Below are 3,211 nucleotides of genomic sequence, written 5' to 3'. Positions count from 1 at the left end.
TAATGGTGCCGCTTATCCGAGTCGAACGGATGACCTACTGATTACAAGTCAGTTGCTCTACCAACTGAGCTAAAGCGGCACTACGTCAGTGGGTGCGAATTCTAGTAGAATGCCGGAAGCGGCGCAATAGAAAAAAACAAAAAAGACCATTTTTCTTGTCTGAACGCTCAATTCCTGTGCAAATAAAGCATTAGTGGTCAATATATCGGCCAAGACCCTGAAAAATCAATAAAGGTTCGGTGCTGATAACTAAATCAGACAACTGAGGTTTCAGATACAATGCGTCTCCGCCGGTAAGAACTAAGTGTTCAGCTTTATTTAATAGCCAACCTTGCTTTATTGCGCCGATAACTGCTGCCAAACAGCCATTTTGCAAACAAGCGGCCGTCTCTCTACCGGGAGTTATTCTGGCATCCAGCATTTCTTTGTTAAATACCTTTGCAGTTTGCTGCACAACACTTTGCTGCTGCAAACGTAAGCCCGGCATAATCCAACCACCAAGGTGCATGCCATGCTGATCTAGCCAGTCAATTGTCAGCGCTGTTCCTGCATCCACAATCATTACTGACTGATTTGTAAAGCGCTGGTTAGCACCTAACAAAGCTAACCAGCGGTCAACCCCAAGTAAATGTGGTTCAGCATAACAATTTGTCACCCCAAAAGCCTGGGCCTGAGAACCAATCTGCCGCCATGGTAAGTGATCGATCTCTAATTTGAGTTTTAATGCATGGAGTCGCTGGTCATTTGCAACACTGGCAAAGTAAACCGCCACCAGAGGCAGATCTTTCAGAGCTTCAGCAGTTAACTGCGGTAATGCGCTTATCGTGCCGGAATTGAATATCGCTGCTTTTTCACGGGTATTACCAATATCGAGTAGTAAGTACATTTAGTCTCCCGGCCGTAAACTTAATTCGCCACCGTAGTAAACGTCTGTAGTGCTGCCATTGTCGATAATAATGCCACCTTGTTTATCAACACCCCGACATATTCCGACAATGGGTGATTTCCCAAGTAATGAAACCTTGCGGTTTGCATATAAATCATGCTGATTATACTCGGTGACAAAATGTGCAAAGCCATTTGCACTAAACTCCTTCAGCACATTAACGAGTTGCTGCTGTAACCTGACAATTAGGATGTTGCGGTCAATATGCTGCATCATTTCTGATCGAAGATCAGTATAGGGCTGATCAATATGCTGGCTACTCTGCTCTGACATACTAATGTTTAATCCGATGCCGATAACAACATCACAGCCTGCATCAACCTGACCTGACAATTCAACCAGAATACCTGCCAGTTTACTGTTGTTTACATAAATATCGTTTGGCCATTTAACTTTCGCATTTATTGCATACTGATTGTGCAGCAGTCTGCATACGGCCAGCGCAACAACTAAACTTAATCCCATCGCAGCAGGCACACCCTGCTCCAGCCGCCAGTAACATGAAAAATAAAGATTACTGCCAAAAGGTGAATACCACGAACGCCCGCGCCTGCCACGGCCTGCCGACTGGGCCTCAGCTACAATAACGGTACCTGGTTCCAGCATTTGTCCAGTCTGCAACCGCTGCAGCAGTTGGCTGTTAGTAGAGTCAGTAATATGCTGAACCAGAATTTGTGAAATTCCAGCTGGTTGCAGGCTTTTGATTTTATTAGCATCAAGCAGTTGAATAACTTGAGCTAATTTATAGCCTCGGCCTTTTACGCTGAAGATTTCCAAACCATGATGCTTGAGCTCGTGCAGATAGTTGGCTACTGCTGTCCTGCTTACACCAAGTTGTTCCGCCAGCCATTGTCCTGAATAGAAATTACCATCGACCAGATATTGTAATAACTGGCGCTGACAAAGCAGGCTGGTTTTAGACATATTGCTGACCATGACTGTCCAGCAACCGTACCTCGGGTTCAAGATATATCTGGTATGCCAAATTCACTTTGTTCTGAATCGAGCCGATTAAAGACAGTAAATCTTCCGCCCTGCCATTACCATAATTTACGATTACCAGGGGCTGTCTTTCATAGCAACCAATATCATTCCTACTAAACCCTTTAAAACCTTGCTGGTCTATCAGCCAGGCCGCAGCCACTTTTACCTTGCCGTCTGATTGTTTGAATCCAGGAATAGCTGGATACTTAATTTTCAATTGCTGAAAGGTATCGTTACTAATAACCGGGTTCTTGAAAAAACTCCCGCAATTTGCCAACTTCCTGTAATCGGGTAACTTACTGTTGCGGGTAACTATAACCTGGTTATAAATATCTGTTATTGAACTGGTAGCCGCTAATGTATCCAGCCCTTGATAGCTAAGCACTGGCTTTGCTATCTTTGACAATGTAAGCCCAACTGCAACAATAATACCTTTACCTGCTAACTCATTTTTAAACACACTGTCCCGATAGCCAAACTTACAAGCTTGCGTATTAAACCGCTTTACAGAGTTTGTTTTCCAGTTAAAAAAATCAACATAGGCACAAACGTCGGCCAGTTCAACACCATAGGCACCGATATTCTGTACAGGTGCAGCACCAACCGAACCCGGAATTAACGCGAGGTTTTCAATCCCCCACAGTTGCTTTGCAACGGTTGCAGCAACCAGCTGATGCCAGTTATGACCCGCTTCGACATGCAATAAACAGTGATCTTTATCCAACCACTTTTCTGTTATAGTTGTACCGATAAAACGAATGATAGGTCTGTTTTGCTGTTCAAGGAAAATGGTATTGCTGCCCTCTCCCAGTACCAATGGTACTGAGCTAATGTCTAGCTGCTGTAAATCAGCCAGATTAATTACTTCAATAACGGTAGCCAGGCGGGTTTTCAAACGAAAAGTGGAATAGAGCTCTGCAGGCTGATCGTGGAGGATATGCATAGTAAGGCCACTGACAATATATGGCGCCATTGTAAAGCCGATAAATCTCCAGCGCAATTTCACAGTCAATAAAAAAGCCCCTGCTCTTTCGAGAGGGGCTGTTTTATTGAATTAGGAGGCTGCGGGGCTGGCCTCCCAGCAGTGTACAACTTTGCTCACCCCATCCCTGGGGTTCGCCGCTTCGCGGCCAGCTGAAGCTGTCCAAACATGCTCCGGGCATGTTTGTCGCATGGGGTCGCCCTGCTCGAGCAGTACACCGTCACCAAATCTCAGTCAATAAAAAAGCCCCTGCTCTTTCGAGAGGGGCTGTTTTATTGAATTGGGAGCCTGGCGGTGTA

3 protein-coding genes and 1 tRNA gene are annotated in these 3,211 nt (G+C 45.1%); all 4 read right to left on the bottom strand.

Annotated elements, in window-relative coordinates:
• Positions 1-3 precede the first annotated feature (3 nt).
• The 4 genes from KQY15_RS18910 to murB all read right to left on the bottom strand — a co-directional run bounded on the left by KQY15_RS18910 (position 4) and on the right by murB (position 2,903).
• Positions 4-79, bottom strand: a tRNA-Thr gene (locus KQY15_RS18910).
• 111 nt (positions 80-190) lie between these two features.
• On the bottom strand, positions 191-886 hold the full coding sequence (locus KQY15_RS18905) for a type III pantothenate kinase (protein ID WP_217671460.1): 696 nt from the start codon (positions 884-886) through the stop codon (positions 191-193).
• Positions 887-1,870, bottom strand: coding sequence for a bifunctional biotin--[acetyl-CoA-carboxylase] ligase/biotin operon repressor BirA (birA, locus tag KQY15_RS18900; RefSeq protein WP_254795861.1), 984 nt, complete (start codon positions 1,868-1,870; stop codon positions 887-889).
• Entirely contained in the window at positions 1,863-2,903 is a 1,041-nt protein-coding gene (gene murB / locus KQY15_RS18895; RefSeq protein WP_254795859.1) for a UDP-N-acetylmuramate dehydrogenase, read from the bottom strand. Before murB ends, birA begins: the two co-directional genes overlap by 8 nt.
• Positions 2,904-3,211: the final 308 nt, after the last annotated feature.

The sequence above is a fragment of the Arsukibacterium indicum genome (assembly GCF_019100565.1).
Classification (GTDB): Bacteria; Pseudomonadota; Gammaproteobacteria; order Enterobacterales; family Alteromonadaceae; genus Alishewanella; species Alishewanella indicum.
This window is presented reverse-complemented; position numbering and strand designations above follow the sequence as displayed.